Here is an 18,992-nt window from a genome sequence, read left to right as displayed (position 1 = left end):
TTACAGAAGGTATACACACCTTTTTAGGATTACTTCTTAATTATTAAATATTGATTCAGAAAAGTAGTTAAGGAAGTACGCAGAATAGGTAAATTTGCCGTATCTTTATCAAGATAAGATTCAATTGTTAATGAATGATTCAATGTCAGAAAAGAACAAGCCGTCCGATAATACCGGTAAAGATCAAAAGAAGTCGAAACAGGGCAATAACTTAATCCCCAAATTTCCTATATGGATCTATGTTGTCCTGTTATTGGTACTGCTGGGTATTCAGTTTTATGCCTTTAATACATCTGATGGCAGCCGCATAAAATATAGCACCTTTCTGAAATACGTTGAGAAAGGGTATGTAGATAATATTGTTATAAAAAACGGCTCTTATATCACCGGTGAATATAGCAGCAAAGCTGTAGAAGAAGGAATTGTTAAAGATCCCAACGCGGTAGAAGATCCACTTCCCTTAATAGATACGGAGGCACCCAATACCTTTAGCACAACGATGTTGGATGGAGATGAGATTCGACCGATCCTGGATGAAAATGAGGTCACTTATGATGTCCAAATAGAGGAAGATTGGTTCAGCAGCCTCTTTGTGTGGTTAGTGTTTATTGCTATAGCTGTTGCTTTCTGGGTATTTATTTTTAAGCGAATGAACCCTGGCCAGCAAGTACTTAATATTGGGAAAAACAAGGCCTCTCTATATGATAAACAGAGTGAAAGTAAAACCTCATTTGAAGATGTAGCAGGTCTGCAAGAAGCTAAAGCTGAAGTCGAAGAGATTGTTGAGTTTCTAAAAACCCCCAAAAAGTTTACTAAGTTGGGTGGCACCCTCCCCAAAGGTGCGTTGTTGGTAGGCCCGCCCGGTACCGGAAAAACATTAATGGCAAAAGCAACAGCCGGAGAAGCAGATGTTCCTTTTTATAGCTTAAGTGGGTCGGATTTTGTAGAGATGTTTGTAGGAGTTGGGGCAGCACGAGTTCGCGACCTGTTTAAAAAAGCCAAAGAAACGGCTCCCTGTATTATTTTTATTGATGAAATTGATGCCATAGGTCGAACCCGTGGTAAGGGTATGTCAATGGGCTCAAACGATGAGCGTGAAAATACCTTAAATCAGCTTTTAAGTGAAATGGATGGGTTCAATAGTGATGACGGAGTTATTATTATGGCGGCGACCAACCGTCCGGATGTGTTAGATTCGGCACTCCTGCGTCCCGGTCGTTTTGATCGACAGATCGTTATTGATAAACCGGACCTCATAGGACGGGTAGAAGTGCTGAAAGTGCATACCCGAGATCTTATCCTGTCCGACGATATTGAACTGAAACTGTTGGCTTCACAAACGCCCGGTTTTGCCGGTGCCGAGTTAGCCAATCTCTGTAACGAAGCTGCGTTAATGGCAGCTCGTCGTGGCAAAGATGCGGTAGAGATGGAGGATTTCCAGGATTCTATTGAACGTGTAATTGCAGGGCTGGAGAAAAAGAATAAACTTATCAGTCCTAAAGAAAGAGAGATTGTTGCTTATCATGAGGCAGGACATGCAATTGTAGGTTGGTACCTACAGCATACTGATCCGGTGTTGAAAGTAAGTATTATACCTCGCGGGTTAGCTGCTTTAGGTTATACCTTGCAAACACCGTTGGAAGATCGCTTCCTGATGACTACCGATGAGCTTAATGATAAAATTTGTGCACTTCTCGGTGGACGAATTGCCGAGGAGGTTATTTTTGGTCGTATCTCTACCGGTGCTCAAAACGATCTGGAACGCATTACCAATATGGCCTTTGCGATGGTAGCTGAATATGGGATGAGCGAAGAGCTGGGATACATCTCCCTAAAAGACTCACAGAATCCCGATAATAGCTACGGTTTCAACAAGAAGTATTCCGAGCAGACGGCAGAAAATATTGACAAGGCAGTAAAAGAAATTATCCGACAAAATTATGAGCGGACCAAAGAACTACTTATCAAGCACAAAGATCAACTTGAAAAAATGGCCGAGACCTTGCTTGATAAAGAAGTTATTGACCATAATGACTTGAAAGCGTTGCTCGGTGACCATCCCGAAGGGAAATACCCCGAAGGTATTTTTGATGCCGAAGTTATCAATGGAATGGCTGTATCAGACGAGGTCGAAGAAGAACCAACTGAAGATGAAGAGGAATAACCGAAACCGTATTCTTTAGTTTTAGTCTCTGTTTTAATGATGCACAACACTCTTTAAGAGGCTGTGCATCATTATTTTACACCTCCCTTAAAAAACTGCAGCTGCCCTTCTTAACAATCTCTTAAAGTAAGAATAACAAAGTCATAACTGTGAGATAATAGTTCTGCAACTTAAGTGTGCTATCCTTGCCATGTGATGTTAAGGACAGAACCGAAACATAAATCAGCACACTTATTGTGAATACTTTAAAATTAACAATTCTTCGAAAATCTGCTACGATAGTTTTCGTAGCGTTATTTTGTTTTGTTTCCGTTGGTAACGCTCAAATGAATAATAAGGCCGACAATGGTAAAATTGTGGGTAAAGTTGTAGATGCTAAAACGGGCGAGGCTATCATCGGAGCCAATGTATCAATAACAGGTACAACCAAAGGGGCCGCTACAGATCTTGATGGAAAATATGCTATAAGAGATGTAGCACCCGGTTTCTATTCAATTACCGTTTCATATATTTCTTATGCAAAGAAAACGATAACCGGTGTAGAAGTAGGTAGCGGTCAGAAAACAAAGTTGAATATCACTCTGCAGCCAGAAACTATTGGTTTGGAAGAGGTTAAAGTTACTGCCAGGGCCAGCTCTAACAATGAGGCAGGCCTGTTATCTATTCAGCGAAAAGCAGTAGCAGTTCAGGATGGACTTTCTTCTGAATTCTTGGGTAAAACGGGTGATGGGAATGTGGCTTCTGCGATGAAGCGTGTTACCGGTGTTTCCCTGGTAAATGGCAATGATGTATATGTACGCGGGCTCGGTAACAGGTACAGCAATATCCAGTTGAATGGGGCCCAGGTACCTTCTACGAGTCCTACAGAAAAGGAAGCCCCTGTAGATCTTGTTGGCAGTGGCTTGGTTGACAACGTTGTTGTACAGAAAACCTTTACCCCCGACCAGTCCGGTGAATTTTCCGGTGGATCTGTTCAGATTACCACGAGTGAATTCCCTGATGCAGAGAATTTAACGCTCAGCTATTCAACAAGCCTCAATACCATATCGGCTTTTAATGATATGCTGTACTCGCCGGGAAGCGCAACAGATTTTATCGGATTTGACAGTGGAAAACGGGCCTTGCCGAGTATGGTAAAAGGAGATCGGTTAACTACTACAAAAGGACAGGCCCGTTTCGCCAATCAGGTACATACAGACTGGACAATTCGTGATTCCAAAAAAGCTCTGCCTTCACAAAAGATAGGTGTTAGTTATGCTAATCAGTATAACCAGGATAAAATGCCAATTGGGCTGGTAGCAAATTTTAATTATAAGTACGACCGACAGTACAAGCCCGCTGAGACCCTGAACCAGTTACAAACGGCCAGTGAGAATACTGCTTCTTACATCTCTAAGTTTGAAAAAAGTACCGGTACTGAAAATGTAAAACTCGGTGGCATGATGAATTTGTTCATCAAGCCCAACGATGTAACAAAGATCGGTTTCAAGAACCTGTATTCGAACTCACTGGAGAACAGCGGCAGTATATTAACGGGTAGTTATTATAACTACCAAAATAGTACTCCTCGACAAACAGTTTCTAGTTTCGATCGAAAAGCTATTTTCGCTACTGCTATAGAATTTGATACCTATATAGAGCGTTTATATTCATCTCGTATCTCCGCGAATATCAATTATAGTCGGGCTGAAAGAGATCAACCAGACCGCCGTACTACGCTCTATAATGATCGAACGACTGATGATGTCGTAAACTATAAAATTAATCTTGGTAGCAGTGAGGGGGGGAATACCCATTATTTCGCAAACCAGGAAGACAATAACTATTCTGCCGAAGTAGATTATGAGCTAAAGCCATTTCCCTTTCTGAAAGTAAAAGCAGGCGGATCGGGAATGATTAAAGAACGTTCTTTTGATGCCCGTAGATTTACCTATGTGGATAACCCGGACTTTAGTGCGCCGGCTTACCCAGAAGAAGATAAAAATGCAGATCCCAGTATTGCACTACGGCCTGAACTGGTTGAAAATGAGGTCTTGGAGATCCGCGAAAACACCGTACCAGATGACTCTTATATAGGCGACCAAACCTTGTGGGCCGGATATCTTAGTACGGTATGGACAGCCCTTAAAAATACGACCCTGGAAGTTGGGGCTCGTGTAGAAATTTCAGACCAAGAGGTTTCCTACGAAGAACCAATCTCAAATTCTTCGGGAGAGCAGCTGGTTCAAATATCAAATGTAGAGAACACCGATTTTTTGCCGGCTGTAAATCTGAGTTACAGCTTAAGTGATAAGACAAACTTGCGCGGAGCTTTTTCGCAAACATTGGCTCGACCCGATTTTCGTGAAATCTCAAACTTCAGTTTTACCGATTTCATTGGTGGAGAGAAGCTGATTGGAAATCCCAAACTGAAACGTACCAAGATTACCAATTACGATCTTCGTTTCGAAACATACCCCGATATTGGTGAATTGTTTGCACTGAGTGTGTTTTACAAGGATTTCCAAAATCCCATTGAAAAGATATATCGGCCCATCTTTGAACGTGCTGAAATAAAGTTTGTGAATGGGAAAGAAGCTCAGCTTTACGGGCTGGAAGTAGAAGGCCGTAAAAATGTGTTACCCGAATTACAATTGGTAGCAAATGCCTCGTTTATTTTTTCAGAAACAACCGTTAAGAAGAAAGATGTTGATCGGGTAGCCAATGAAGCAAGGCCTATGTTCGGGCAGTCTCCCTACACCGTTAACTTTGGGGCATATTACAGCATCCTGGAATGGAATCTGGACCTGTCAGCGAATTACAACACATTCGGAAAACGAATTGTAACAATCGGAAATTCTTTGCATCCGGATGATGAATATGAAAAGCCATTTCATAATCTGAGTTTGAAGGCAGACTACCGCGCCGGTAGCACAACGTTAAGCTTTTCGGTTTCTAACCTGTTGAATGATACCAAAACCTATGAGCAGGGAGGCTTTGTCACCTATAAGTACAAGCCGGGGCTCACCTTCGATTTTGGGTTAAAATTATCATTCTAGATAGTGAGAATTATAATCATTTACTCATTTCCAGTTAACCGTTTCTTAAAGTAGAGATCTTATAATCAACCTTTAGTAGAAATCAACCCTAAATAACTAATCAATCTATCATGAAACTTAGCTTTACAAAAGTTGCAAGTGCACTTGTTCTTGCGTTAACTGTAATTGTTACGGGATGTAACGATGACGGCCCTAATGGTCCCGATTCAAACCCTCTTTCCGTTGAGTCTATTAACCCCACTGCTGGTCAACCGGGTGATGAGGTAACTATCACCGGTACCGGTTTTGCCAACAATGCTGATGATAACAGCGTTACTTTTGCTGGGGACGTAACTGCAAGCATTTCTTCTGTTTCAGCTACTGAGCTTGTTGTAACTGTTCCTCAAGGAGCTACAACAGGTCCTATTACAGTGTCTGTTGATGGGGAATCAGCTACAACGTCAGAATTCGCAATAAGCAGTGAACCGCAACCTGAAATTCCAGAGCCTTATGCGAGTTTCCCGGGTACTAAAATTGCTGCTGATGAAACGTGGAGCAATGATACTACCCTTGTAGGTCCACATTTTGTACTGCCGGGCGTTACTCTAACAGTTGAGGCCGGTGTGGAAGTTACTTTCGAATACCACAACGGAAATGATGACAAGGTTGGGGCTATTTATACCCTGGCATCTGACGACCAGAACTTTAGCGAACCTCGCGAGACCGCAAAACTGGTTGCCGAAGGTACGGCTGATCAACCTATTGTGTTTACTTCTGATCGAAAGCAGATTAACTCGTGGGGTGGAATTATCATGACCGGTCGTGCCTCTAACAACATTCCGGGGGGACAAGGTACTGTTGAAGGCATTGAGCAAGATATTTTCTATGGTGCAGATGCTGATGGTAACTTCAATGATTCTGATGACAGTGGCTCTCTGGAGTACGTACGAATTGAGTATGCCGGTTACAGTATCAACGCTGGATCTGAGTTGCAATCATTAACATTGTACTCTATTGGAAGTGAAACGAACATCAATCACGTTAACCTCTTCGGTTCTAGTGATGATGGTATAGAGCTCTTTGGTGGTACGGTTGATATCAAGTATTTGGTTGTTTACGGTGCTGATGATGATAGCTTTGACTACGACCAAGGTTGGTCTGGTAAAGGACAGTTTTGGTTAGCTGTGCAGCGAGATGGTGCTGACCAAGGATTTGAAAATGATGGATGTGCCGACGAAGCTGATTGCGACCAGGGAAGTGGACCGGGAAGCCCCAATATTTCAAATGCTACGGTTATCGCTCCTAAGAATACTGCTTCCGGAAAAGATAATATGGGACTCAAGCTTCGTGAAGGTCTCCAGGGAGCATACCGAAATATCATTGTGAGCAACTTTGTTGGGAACCCATTCTACCTTGACGGAGAAAACAACGCCAATGATGATACCTACGAAAACTACGATTCCGGTGATCTTGTCCTTGAAAACTTTGTTCTCCAAAACAATGGCCCATGGGCTTCATCGGATGAGTCGCGATATTCTGCAGTCTATGAGTATACATCATCTGATAAACCTGCCGATTTATTCAATAATCCCAGCAACTACGATTACAGTCTACCTTCAGGTTCTGCTTATCTTTCCGGAGGGCAGGCCCCCAGTGACAGTTGGTTCGACGACGTATCTTTCCGAGGTGCTGTTGGTGAATCAGGAACACAATGGGACTGGGTGAATGAAGGAATCTGGGTAAAATGGCCCATATAAGCACGATGTTTTTTTGAAATATTGTCTCACATGCAATGTGTGAGGTGTGCTGATCACAGGGGGGTTCCGTTGATCCGGGACCTCCTTCTTTTATTTTAGGTTTTATTTGATATAGATCGTCTGTAGTGATAATTTTATCTGATAATTGAAAAAGGCGGGAACCTTCGATTTTATAGAATCGTTGTGAGTGTTTGTTATTTTAAACTCTGAAAATAAATACAGCTACTTTGGTTTTTGTTACTAGAAAAGCACATTTTAATGCTGCCCATCGGTTACATAACCCTGATAAATCTGATGAATGGAATAAACAAACATTTGGGAAATGTAACCACGAAAATTGGCATGGGCACAATTACATCATCAGGGTAACCGTTGCAGGTACACCAGATGAAGAAACAGGATATGTGATAGATCTTTCTGTGCTTAAATCCATTATTGAAGAAACAATAGTTGATAAGTGTGACCACAAGAATCTTAACCTCGATGTGGATTTCTTAGATGGAATCTTACCATCCACAGAAAATTTGGTGAAAGTTTTTTATCATCAGCTGGAAGAACCCATAAAAAAAGGGACCAACGGAAACGGCTTTTTATATGAAGTTGAACTGGAAGAAACCGAACGAAACTCGGCCAAATATTGTCCATATCTCCTGAATAAAGAGATTCCTGCTCTTTGATCAACAACTATAGAATTGCAGTATAAACGAATGATTTCTACAAAATTGAAACGTTACTACGATCCAACTTTTACAGTTTCTGACGATTATAAGGCAAGTTTACCCGACTTACAGAATGGACCGGCCTCACTTATTGAAGGAGCCGATGTACCCATCCAACAAGTTGGTATTTCGGATTTTAAGCTGCCCCTAAAGTATCCAAGGCCCGATGGTGAGCTTATTACGCTTGAAACCTCTGTGGATGGCTATGTGGGGCTGGAGGCCGGTAAGAAGGGTATTAATATGAGCCGTATTATGCGCTCATTCTATGAGTTCCAGGATGATGTTTTTCATCCTGATAAACTGGAAGAGGTATTGGAAAAATACCGCGAAGACCTGGACTCGCAGTCAGCTTATTTACGGCTGTCTTTTAACTATCCTATTTCTCAGGAAAGCCTGCGTTCGGGTTTAGAAGGCTACCAGTACTATACAGTTGCCATTGAAGGGACGATGAACACAAATGGCGATTTCCGTAGTTTTATCCATCTCGACTTTGAATATAGCAGTGCCTGCCCGTGCTCATACGAACTTTCTGAGCATGCCCGCGAGAAGCGTGAAGTGGTAAGTATTCCGCACAGCCAGCGTAGTGTGGCGAACCTTACCGTGGAGCTCAATGAGGAGATCTTTATTGAAGACTTGGTTCAACATTGCCAGGATGCATTGATGACGGAAACACAGGTAATGGTTAAGCGTGAAGATGAGCAGGCTTTTGCAGAGATGAATGGTGCATACCAGAAGTTTGTGGAAGATGCGGCACGTCTTCTCTACGAAGAGCTGAATGATGAAGAACGGATTAAGGATTTCGTCATCCGTTGTGTACATATGGAAAGCCTGCACAGCCATGATGCTGTCAGTCGCATTTGCAAAGGTGTGAAGAACGGCCTGCGTTAAAAAGCATCTATTATTTTACTTCTTTTGAAAGCTCTGGACCTTAGTTGGGTTCAGGGCTTTTCTTTTTTATAACTACAAATCCCGGCACTTTAAAAGTCCGGGGGGGGTATTCTGGAAAAGTATCAGCAATAAAAAAGGGACGTATCGAAAAATACGCCCCTGAATTGGATAATAAAGCAGAATTTGGTTGCGTGCTAGTTAAGAGCTTCGCTAACCAGCTTCTCTTGCTCTGCCTTATGGACTTTCTTATGTCCCGCGGCAGGAGAAGCAGAAGCTTGACGTCCTACATAACGCAGACTTTGTCCGTCTTGTAACTCTTGCGAAATACGAGGCGATACAAAGGTCCAGGCGCCCATATTCTTAGGCTCTTCCTGGCACCAAACAATATCATCAACATGATCATACTCAGAGAGTATATCGTTGACATCTGCATCGGGAAATGGATAAAATTGTTCTAAGCGTGCAATAGCTACATTGTCGATCTCATCTTCCTGGCGCTGTTTGTAAAGATCATAATAGACTTTGCCAGAGCAGATGACCAATCGATCAATATTCTTTTTGTCTTCCACTTCCTGGTCAGCAATAAAGGGTTTAAACTCACCTTCTGCCAAGTCAGAAGCCTTGGAAGTAGCCAGCGGATGGCGCAACAAGCTTTTAGGTGACATAATGATAAGTGGTTTCTTATCATCTTGTTTGGCTTGTTTACGCAGAATATGGAAATACTGGGCCGGGGTAGTTAGGTTGGCAACCTGCATGTTATCTTCAGCACAGAGCTGCAGGTACCGTTCTAAGCGGGCCGAGGAGTGCTCAGGGCCTTGGCCCTCATAGCCGTGTGGCAAGGTCATTACCAGTGCTGACTTCTGTCCCCATTTAGCTTCACTTGCAGAAACAAACTGGTCAATTTGAACCTGGGCTCCATTGGCAAAGTCACCAAACTGTGCTTCCCAGATTACCAGTGCATCGAGCCTGGCAGCGCTGTATCCGAACTCATACCCAACGCAAGCAAACTCACTGAGTAAGCTATTGTAGGGGAAGAAAGGAGCTTGGTCTTCTTCAAGGTTATTAAGGGGAATAAACTGTTGATCAGTTTCGGTACCGTGCAAAATAGCATGACGATGAGAGAATGTTCCGCGTTCAGCATCCTGTCCTGTCAAGCGTACTGTTGTACCCTTTTTGAGGAGGGATCCAAAGGCCAGTGCTTCAGCAAAGCCCCAGTCGATTTTCTCCTCATTTTTATCAACAATTTCGGCACGCTTGGCCAGCTGTTTCAGCAGCTTGGGGTTGGCATCGAAATCTTTTGGAACCGTATTTAACTTAACAGCAATATCTTTGAGCTCATCCTCGGGATACGTGGTATCAGGATATTCCGGTCGGTCTTCCTGCTTCGTCTCATGACGATCAATCATATTGTCTGATACCTCAAGAGGAGAAGCATTTTTAGCGTCCTCAAAAGCATCACGCAGTAGTTCATCAAACTCATCAAAGATCTCCTGCATCTCTTCTTCGGTAAATTCACCTTTTTCGAGCAGGTGTTCGGTATAGATATCGCGTACCGTTGGATGGTTGTCGATCTCTTTATACATGCCGGGTTGCGTAAAGGCCGGTTCATCCCCTTCGTTATGGCCGTGCTTACGGAAACCGATAAGATCGATAACAACATCTTTCCCAAACTTTTGACGATACTCAAATGCCATCCGTATAGCATGGACAGCCTCTTCCGGGTTATCTCCATTTACATGGAAAATTGGTGCAAGAATCATCTTGGCGATATCCGAAGCATATTCCGTAGAACGTCCATCTTCGGGCAGGGTGGTAAAACCAATTTGATTATTGATGATGATGTGCACTGTTCCGCCCGTTTTATAGGCATCCAGTTGCGACATATTCAACGTCTCAGCTACAACGCCCTGTCCGGCAAAAGCAGCATCGCCGTGAATGAGTACTGGTACATTTTTCTTTTCTGCGTTCTCGCCATCATGGTCTTGGGTAGCCCGGGTAGCACCTTCTACCACGGGGTTTACCGATTCAAGGTGGCTGGGGTTGGGCATAAGCTCAATCTCAACTTCTTCACCCGCTTGTGTCTCATAAGTACCTTTTGAGCCCAAGTGGTATTTTACATCCCCGGATCCTTGAATGCTGCCCGGGTCAAGGTTGCCTTCAAAGTCGGCAAAGACCTTGCGGTATGGCTTATTCATAATGTTTACGAGGATATTCAAACGTCCCCGGTGGGCCATGCCCATAAATATCTTTTCAACTTCATCTTCACCCGCTTTTTCGAGCATATGATGCATCATGGGGATCAGGGTATCGGCCCCTTCAAGAGAGAAGCGCTTGTGCCCGATATACTTTTTGTGCAGAAACTGCTCAAAAGCCATGGCCTGGTTAAGCTTGTGAAGGATGTCTTCTTTTTCATCCTTGTCAAGGTCCGGCGTGTTGGTAGTAGATTCCATGCGCTCGCGCAACCATTTTCGTTCTTCCAGATCCAGCAGGTGCATATATTCGGCACCCATCTTTCCGCAGTACGTTTGGCGTAGCAGGTTGATGATTTCGCGGAGCGTAGCTTTTTCGTTACCGCCCAGACCGCCGCAATAAAACTCGCGATCCAGATCCCAAAGGGTAAGACCATAATACTCCAGGTCCAGCTCAGGGCTGTGGCCGGGTTCATCACTTAACGGATCAAGATCAGCAAGCACATGCCCGCGCGTGCGATACATATTGATCAATCGCATAACGGCAATAGCCCGCTTGTTTTGTTCCAGCGTAGCACCCTGCCCGTCGAGCTGTCCTACATAGGTGTCTTCGCCATAGGGAAGGGGATCATATGGAATCTCCAGATCCTCAAAAATACTGCTGTAAAATTCTTCTTCACCATTTAACAGGCTGTGCACTTTCTTCAGGAACGATCCCGATTCGGCTCCCTGTATAACACGGTGATCATAAGTTGAAGTAATATTCATCACCTTGCTGATACCCAGCTTATTCAGTACCTCTTGCGACATGGACTGGTACTCGGCCGGGTAATCAATAGCACCGGTAGCAATAATAGTCCCTTGGGTCTTCATCAGGCGGGGTACCGATTGAACGGTTCCGATCATACCGGGATTAGTAAGCGTAAGCGTTGTCCCCTGGAAATCAGATATTTCGAGGTTGCCATTACGGGCTTTGTCAACAAGATCTGCATAGGCGTACAGAAACTCTTTAAAGTCCATCTCATCTACACCCTTAATATTGGGGACCAGTAGATTGCGGGACCCATCTTTGTTTTGTACATCAATAGCCAGTCCCAGGTTAACCTGGTCGGGAATCACTTTATAGGGTTCCCCATCCTTATACATAAAGGAATTGTTCATGTTGGGGAACTCTTCCAGCGCCTTGATAATGGCCCAGGCAATATAGTGCGTAAAAGAAGATTTCGGTTCGTTACGCTGCTTGAGGTGCCGGTTAATAATAGCACGGTCCTCGATAAGCATCTTCATAGGAAGGGCGCGTACCGAGGTTGCAGTAGGCACTTCCAGGCTCTCGTCCATATTCTCAACAATTTTACTGGAAACCCCTTTTATCTTTTCCAGTGTTGCCCCGGAAGGCAGCTGTTTATCCTGATCCTTCTTATCGGTCTCTTTTTTAGCGGTAGGTTTCTTCTTGGCAGGTGCAGGAGCCGATGCAGTGGCCCCGTTGCCGGCCTGTTTGGCTTCAGATTTAATATCCTCAGCACGTTCTACCCCTTCGATTTCATCAAAGTATTGTCTCCAGTGGTTTGGTACCGAAGACGGGTCATCTTTGTATTGGTTAAACAGTTCTTCAACGAGTGCGGAATTGGGTCCGAATACAGATTCGAGCGACTTCAAAATGTGGTCTTATTGACTAGTTTAAATTTTTGGCTAACAAAAGCCTATACAAGTTATAATGGATTATTTCGTTGGGTTTTTAGCACCCAAAAGCAATTAAGCCTAAAGTTAAGTATTGTAATATTAAATTGGAACTTTTCATTTATTTTAAATCGCAGCTGAAAAGCTCCTCCATACCGTGTTTCCAGTTAATAATCATCGACCGTTCACAGAATTTTTTAAAAGAAAAATTACTGACAATTAAGAGCTACCGACTATAAACTTTTAGAGAGCAGTGAGCGAAAATATAAGAGATAAAACAGGTGCCCACACACAATTACAGTATGTCGATTTATGGGGGAACTTCCTTCAGCATGTTCCAATATCTTGCATATATATAACCGTTGCTCTGTATGTAGAATAAGCATATCAATGGTTATAAAAGTCTATTATAGTATTTTAATGTAACAGTACAGGGGTGAGATACTCTTTATACCTATACCAAGATTAAATTTGACAGAGATAACAGTTGCACATTGCATATTCATATCTATTCTACTATAATAATCGTACAATTATAATTTCATCATAGACTATTGCTACTAAAACGCCCGATAGCAGCATTCATGTTAATTTTGGCGACGTTCATCTTTGGAACGATCGCGCTCACTGAACTTTCCGTTAACCTATTACCCGAGGTTGATTCACCCACGTTACTGGTACAGACCGACTGGAGCGGAGCTGCCCCCCGAGAAATAGAGCAGCGAATTAATGAACTGATGGAAGCAAGACTGAGCACAGTTCAAGGGATTGAGAGTATCCACGGGTTCGCCCGGCAGGGACAGAGCATTATTTCCCTGAAGTTTAAGTGGGGGCAAAATATGGATCTGTCTTTCCTGAATGTGCGAGAAAAGCTGGATCAGATTCGCGGTGCCCTGCCCGAGCAAGCCAAACGCCCGCAACTGGTCCAAAATACCGCTTCCGATAAACCCATAGCCATACTGGGGATAACAAGTGCAGACAATCCTAATCCTGATTTTAACACGCGACTTAGCCTGAAGCGATGGGCCGAACAGGTGTTGTCTCGTCGCTTAGAACAGGCAGAGGGCATTGCCCAAACGGTATTAGTGGGCGAAGTAAAACCCGAAGTTCAAATTCGATATCGTCCCAAAGCCCTAAACCGGTACGATATATCTCTTTCCCAAGTTGAAAATCTGGTGGCTGGAGCAAACCTGTTTACCTCCACGGGTGAAATGAGAGATGGTTGGTACCGATACTCATTAAAAATACAGAGCCGTATTCAGTCAATAGATGATGTAAAGGAGGTGCCGCTTAAAACCTTGGGCACAGGGCGAGTACTTAAACTCAGTGATGTTGCTGAAGTCGATTTAGGGGAGGCCGACCCCACCTCATTTTCACTGGTCGATGGCAAAGAAGTGCTCAGTGTGCTGGTAAAAAAGGAGTATGGGGCCAACACGGTTGAAGCTTATGATACCATGTTGCCACTACTCGACGAATTACGCTCAAAAAACAAGGATATCGGTATTACGGTACTTCAGGAAAATGCCACCTTTATTCGCAATGCTATCAATAACTTATTGCAAACGCTACTGTACGGGGCGCTTTTAGCGTTTGTCATACTCTTCCTGTTTCTGGATAATTGGCGGACTCCCTTTACCATTGGAGTGGCCATACCGGTAAGCATTTTCCTCACTTTTTTTGTGATGTACATCTTCGATATCCAATTGAATATCGTATCACTCAGTGGTCTTACCCTTGCCATCGGGCTCTTGGTAGACAATGCTATTATTGTACTCGAGAATATCAACAGGCACCGGGCCACAACCAGCTCTATTATGGAAGCGGCCTATAAAGGCACAAGCGAAATTTCACTGGCCGTAACCGCATCTACTTTTACCACCATTTCCGTATTTTTGCCCCTCGTGTTTTTAGGGGGATTTGAGGGAGCCTTCTTTCAGGATCAGGCCTGGACACTCTCTATTAGTCTGTTGGCCTCGTTGGGGGTTGCCCTGCTTATACTACCGGTGTTGGTAACACAGTTCCGTAAAAAGGAAGGAGCACAATCTACTGTGCTCGGTTTTAATCAATTTTTTGACCGCCTGCGAAATCAGTATGAACAGAGTCTGCAGTGGGCCCTGCGTCATAAAGGGCTATTTTTGGGGGGCATGATGTTGCTGTTCCTGGGAACAGCAGTCCTGTTTAACTCTGTAACCAAGCGCGTGTTACCCGAAACTGAACCTCAGAAAGTTCGCTACCAGGTACGGTTGCCCGGGAATACCTCGCTACACGCTACCCGGGAAGTAGCCGAAAGTTTGATTCGAAAAGTAGCCGTATACAAAGCCGATGACCGCCCAACACGCGTTCTGGGGGGCTATACTGATCAGACAAATTTGGCAAACCTTTCAGAAGAAGGGCGTAATAAATTTACGATCAGTATTCCCGTGAATGGGTATGAAATGGCCGATAAACTACACCGGGAAGTTACAGATTTTTTGGCCGGCCAACCCGACTGGAGCGGCCAGCAACTGGCGGCTCAAAATGCATTAAATGTGTTGCCGTCAGCCAATGAACCGCCAATTATATTTCGACTGGTGGATGAGGATCGGAATAAAAGTGAGCAGTTAGCGGTCAAGCTCGAGCAAGACCTGCAAAAGGTGAGGGAGGACCTGCCTTTTAAAAAACAATATGAACAGCAATTGCAGACATACCAACTGCGGTTTAACACCGAGCAGCTACTTCGGCTCGGTATTAACGAAGAGGAGGTGTTGCAGTATCTTAAATCACTGACAAGGGGGAGCTGGATTACCGACTGGAATCGCCAGGATGAAAATGTACCTATTCGTATGGTAGGCTATGATCGACAGATTTTTGAACCTGAAGATATCATCCTTGACCTTAATAACCTTAAAGTACCGCTTTCAAAAGTAGTGGAGATCAAGAAAAGCTCAGAGCCGGAACAGCTCGAACGGGTCAATCAAACCCCGGTACTCAGCTATATGAGCGAAATAGGATTTACCGATTGGTGGTGGCACGGAGAGGAGATCCAAAATGTACTGACAAAATTCGCCCGAGAAACAGGCACCGAGGTAAAGGTGGGCGGGGCGGTTTTGAGTATCTCTTCGTTGTTATCTGATATGGGATTGCTGCTGCTCATTAGTGTAGTAATCATCTACATCATATTATCAGTACAGTTTGAGAGCCTGCGGCACCCGCTCATTATTCTCGTTGCCGTACCTTTCGCCTGGATAGGTTCCATATTAATATTATGGGGCACGGGCATCAGTTTGAATGCCCTTTCCTTTATGGGGATCCTAATATTGACCGGTATTGCCGTTAATGACTCCATTTTGAAGGTCGATTTCATGCGTCGCTATTTTGCCGATACCGGAGATCTGCACCAAGCCATTACCAAAGCAGGGCTGCACCGTTTTCGTCCCGTAGTAATGACCAGCCTGACGACCATATTTGGGTTGATACCGATGCTGCTGCCCTTTGGCGACGGCTATGCTTTTCGTCAGTCACTAGCCTTGGCGCTGATGGGAGGGATGATTACCAGTACGCTGCTTACGCTATACCTGGTACCGATTATCTTCCAATGGGTAGAGCGGTTGAGAGTTAAGAATTAAAAATTAGGAATGGATTTCTGTGGCTTTATCTCGTTACGATGTTCGGCGTCGAAACGGGATAAAGCCGGGATTCTTTAGACTTTCCAAGTGTTGAAGACTTGGAAAGTCTAAAGAGAGCTCCATTACTTTAAAATATTCTAACGGTATTTTTTGTAACAGAAAGGATGCGATGATCTCTTTATAAATAGAAAGTCAATTTTTGTAAAATCAGGAGACAACATATGCAGTCCAATCAATACCAAATGATGACATGTACATCACAGGCATTTCAAGAGAGACTCATTCAGAATCCATCCCCCCCCCTGTTATGGGTAAAAAAGATCAGAAGTTTGGGGTTAAAAGTAACAAAAAGCAACTGCCGGGTATTATTGAAGGAATGTTATTATGCATTTACCGACATTTATTTAATCATCAGCTAACAGTAGCATTTGTAAAAAAGGAGTGTGATATAAACGGCAACAACTGGGCCGGAAAGTTCAAGTTTTACCTGGGGGTACCACCAAAGAAATTTATCAATTTATTACGGGTTAAGGCCTCTGTAAAACTATTAGATGATAATAGTTTGGATGGATTGACGATTCAACGCATAGCAATGCATGTAGGATATAGAAACTCCTCAACCTTTGTTAAGGCCTTTAAGCGAATAAAAGGGGTTCCGCCCGGTAAGTGGAGAAGTGAAAACAAGATTAGTTAAAAATTCAAGAGATTTTTCAATAGAAAATGCAGGTGGTCGGTCGTTTCATCGATTAAATTAGTATCACAGTTGGAAATAAAGCAGTTTAGCATAATTCTTTTTTAGATAAACTTGATAATTAACTAGCAAAACGGATAAAAATATTATGGTCAAATTAATAAAATCTAGTCGTGTACTCTTTTTGGCTTTCTTTTTAATTGTAGGAATGGGTACAGCTCATTTTTTAAATGTTACTAATGCCGAAGCTAGGATGACAGCTGGTTGTTCTTATACATATTGTAAGGGTGGATCATGTGATGGTAACTATAATATGACCAATTGTGCTTCTCCAACGGGCAAACTACCATGTACTGGTCATACAAATTGCCAAGAACCTCCCAAAAGATAAATTTATAAAACAGCAGGTATTACTTTTCACCTGCTGTTTTATTTTAATTTAATTATTGATGTATGAGTTTTTGTTGTCGCTTATCTTTATTAAACCTAGCATTAATATGCATACTGTTACAAGTAGGAGGTTGTTCAAATAAAGAAAACGAATCTAATAGAAAACTTGAGCTTCATCCTATTGAAGAACGGATTCCATATTTGGATTATCGACATTTCATTGTTGACACCACTAAATCGTCCTTTGATTTGTCACGTAATAAAATGATAAAAAAGATCAAGGGTATACTTAATAACCCTTCAAGTTATGCAACACAAAAAATACCCATAAAAACAAATAGTTACGGAGATTTGGTTCTTGAAGGATTAGATGAAAATCGATTGATATTACTGGATACTGAGAACCAAGAACTTTTTGAATATAATTTCAGGCAAGATTCTCTGTATCATATTGCAGAGTTTGGAAGAGGACCGGGAGGGTTATCAAATGCTAACGACTTAACGATCAAAGATGATATGGTATATATTGCCATGTCCTCGGATAGGATATCAACTTTTTACTGTGAAAGTACGCCTTGTTTTTTCAAGAAAGAAACAAAGTTGAATAAACAAATTATCTATTCACTAGCTAAAACTGACAGTTCCTTTGTTGTTTTGGGTGGTACCCCAACTAATCAAACTTCTGGTTCAAACTTAAAAAGTACTGGTGATAAAAATGAACCGTCACTACATGTTTATAATGATAGGAAAAAGGTTTTCAGTTTTGGTAAAAGGTATAAGACAAATAATCATTGGATGTTGAAAAGACCCTTTACAGAGGGGATTATTAAATATAGTAATCAATATGGCTTATATATTTTATCTTACAGCCGATTACCCTATATCTATATATTTAATGATGAATTAGAACTTGTTAGATCTTATAAATTTAAGAATTTCATCCTAGGTAAACAGAAGTACTGGCCTAAAGAGGGACGTTTGAGGATTGTATTGAGTAATCATAGCATAATGAAAGATATTACTTTACTAACCAAAGATTTAGCCTTGCTCAAAGTTGAAACCAAAAGAGATAGTGAGGTAATTAGTTCTGTATTTGCTTGGGATCGGCAATTAGATTTTTATTTGATAGGTCTAAATGAAACTAAAGCTAAATATCTGGGGAGCCGACATTTTAATAAAAAAGAGACATACGGTAGTTTGATAGTTACCAAACAAGGAGTTATTAGAAGTACCGGTGGAAGACTAAAGTGGTTTAATTTTTGAGGTTAAAATGGAAAAGGGAAAATATTTTTTTGAAAAAAATATGAAATTATGATTGCTGTATTACTATTCATAATTGGATTTCAGTTTATCTATGAAACTCCTGAGAATATTTCTACTGAAACAAATATCCAATCAATGGAGGGAGGAAACTTTTTAAGATTTGTGTTTATTGGGTCTTCTTCTTGTGTTTATTCAAATAGCGAAGAAACTCATAACATGGTTATAGAGTTAAAAGAATATTTTAAAAAGTTAGCAAACAAAAATGATCTGAAATTTCTCACCACTGGTATTTCAAAAGATATACATGCGGAGGTGGGTACAAAGTATCTTCAAAAGACTAAACCTTATGATGAAATTATCGCAGGGGCCAGTTGGTATAATTTAGGTATAAGTCACTATGTATGGGATGTTATCCAAGGAGAAGCAGCTACGCCACAAATTGTAATTACAAAGACAAAATATAAAAAATCTTCAACTGACGCCTCTATAACGAGGAAAGAAGATTTGCTTCATCGTTCAGTTGGTATTCAAGATATTAGGTTTTTACATAGGCTTAGTAAAAAGTCAAAAAATAAAGAAATTCAAGAAATGTTTAATAATAGTCTATAACAGATAAATTGTTATTAATACGT

The 18,992-nt window shown here is 42.2% G+C and carries 10 protein-coding genes; 9 read left to right on the top strand and 1 reads right to left on the bottom strand.

Annotation, left to right across the window (positions count from 1 at the left end):
* Positions 1–142: 142 nt before the first annotated feature.
* From ftsH to folE2, 5 genes are all read left to right on the top strand, one after another.
* Positions 143–2,164: an ATP-dependent zinc metalloprotease FtsH gene (ftsH, locus tag G3569_RS05230; protein WP_165266795.1), complete on the top strand. Its 2,022-nt coding sequence runs from the start codon at positions 143–145 to the stop codon at positions 2,162–2,164.
* A 236-nt stretch (positions 2,165–2,400) separates the two neighbouring features.
* Positions 2,401–5,202 (top strand): TonB-dependent receptor, encoded by a 2,802-nt coding sequence (locus G3569_RS05225; protein ID WP_165266793.1) that lies wholly within the window; start codon positions 2,401–2,403, stop codon positions 5,200–5,202.
* 110 nt (positions 5,203–5,312) lie between these two features.
* Entirely contained in the window at positions 5,313–6,938 is a 1,626-nt protein-coding gene (locus G3569_RS05220; protein WP_165266791.1) for an IPT/TIG domain-containing protein, read from the top strand.
* Between the two features lie 227 nt (positions 6,939–7,165).
* The gene (locus G3569_RS05215; RefSeq protein WP_165266789.1) at positions 7,166–7,615 is read left to right on the top strand and encodes a 6-pyruvoyl trahydropterin synthase family protein; all 450 of its coding nucleotides are present in this window, start codon (positions 7,166–7,168) and stop codon (positions 7,613–7,615) included.
* 30 nt (positions 7,616–7,645) lie between these two features.
* Positions 7,646–8,545, top strand: coding sequence for a GTP cyclohydrolase FolE2 (gene folE2 / locus G3569_RS05210; protein ID WP_165266787.1), 900 nt, complete (start codon positions 7,646–7,648; stop codon positions 8,543–8,545).
* A 194-nt stretch (positions 8,546–8,739) separates the two neighbouring features.
* Here the strand turns inward: folE2 and G3569_RS05205 are convergent, their stop codons facing one another.
* Positions 8,740–12,390 (bottom strand): multifunctional oxoglutarate decarboxylase/oxoglutarate dehydrogenase thiamine pyrophosphate-binding subunit/dihydrolipoyllysine-residue succinyltransferase subunit, encoded by a 3,651-nt coding sequence (locus G3569_RS05205; protein ID WP_165266785.1) that lies wholly within the window; start codon positions 12,388–12,390, stop codon positions 8,740–8,742.
* 575 nt (positions 12,391–12,965) lie between these two features.
* On the opposite strand from G3569_RS05205, the gene G3569_RS05200 reads away from it, so the two are divergent.
* The 4 genes from G3569_RS05200 to G3569_RS05185 all read left to right on the top strand — a co-directional run bounded on the left by G3569_RS05200 (position 12,966) and on the right by G3569_RS05185 (position 18,969).
* Positions 12,966–16,016, top strand: a complete 3,051-nt coding sequence (locus G3569_RS05200) for an efflux RND transporter permease subunit (protein ID WP_165266783.1) — start codon at positions 12,966–12,968, stop codon at positions 16,014–16,016.
* 307 nt (positions 16,017–16,323) lie between these two features.
* The gene (locus G3569_RS05195) at positions 16,324–16,710 is read left to right on the top strand and encodes a helix-turn-helix domain-containing protein (protein WP_165266781.1); all 387 of its coding nucleotides are present in this window, start codon (positions 16,324–16,326) and stop codon (positions 16,708–16,710) included.
* Positions 16,711–17,160: 450 nt separating this feature from the next.
* Positions 17,161–18,360, top strand: coding sequence for a hypothetical protein (locus G3569_RS05190; RefSeq protein ID WP_165266780.1), 1,200 nt, complete (start codon positions 17,161–17,163; stop codon positions 18,358–18,360).
* Positions 18,361–18,408: 48 nt separating this feature from the next.
* Positions 18,409–18,969, top strand: coding sequence for a hypothetical protein (locus tag G3569_RS05185; protein WP_165266778.1), 561 nt, complete (start codon positions 18,409–18,411; stop codon positions 18,967–18,969).
* Positions 18,970–18,992 lie beyond the last annotated feature (23 nt).

Source organism: Fodinibius halophilus (assembly GCF_011059105.1).
Lineage (GTDB): Bacteria > Bacteroidota > Rhodothermia > Balneolales > Balneolaceae > Fodinibius > Fodinibius halophilus.
This window is presented reverse-complemented; position numbering and strand designations above follow the sequence as displayed.